Annotated in this window: 1 protein-coding gene; it reads left to right on the top strand. The window is 39.8% G+C overall.

Going from position 1 to position 400, the window contains the following annotated elements; all coding sequences use genetic code 11:
* On the top strand, positions 1-400 hold a 400-nt coding region (locus PK35_RS16980; RefSeq protein ID WP_044627779.1), incomplete at both ends, for a PfkB family carbohydrate kinase.

The following is a 400-nucleotide window of genomic DNA, read 5'->3' as shown; positions in this document are numbered from 1 at the left end:
TAAGATTAGCACCTCAAGGATTTTTAAGATTTTCGCAAGCTAACAATTTCGATGTTGTATATGGTGGTGGCGAATCAAACGTAGCGGTATCGCTAGCAAATTATGGTGTTGATGTTGATTTTGTAACTCGTTTACCAAAAAATGATATTGGTGAATGTGCTATGATGGAGATGCGTAAGCGTGGTGTAGGCGTAGATAAAATAGTTTGGGGTGGCGATCGTTTAGGAATTTATTTCTTAGAAACAGGTGCTGTAAGTAGAGGTAGTAAAGTAGTTTATGATAGAGCGCATTCTGCTATTGCAGAAATCGAGTCTGGTATGATTGATTGGGATGCTGTTTTTGATGGTGTTGAGTGGTTCCACTGGACAGGTATTACACCAGCTATTTCACAAGGTGCTGC

It is taken from the genome of Neotamlana nanhaiensis, assembly GCF_000943555.1.
Classification (GTDB): Bacteria; Bacteroidota; Bacteroidia; order Flavobacteriales; family Flavobacteriaceae; genus Neotamlana; species Neotamlana nanhaiensis.
Note: the sequence above shows the minus strand (reverse complement) of the source record. Positions and strands in the feature narration are given on the sequence as shown.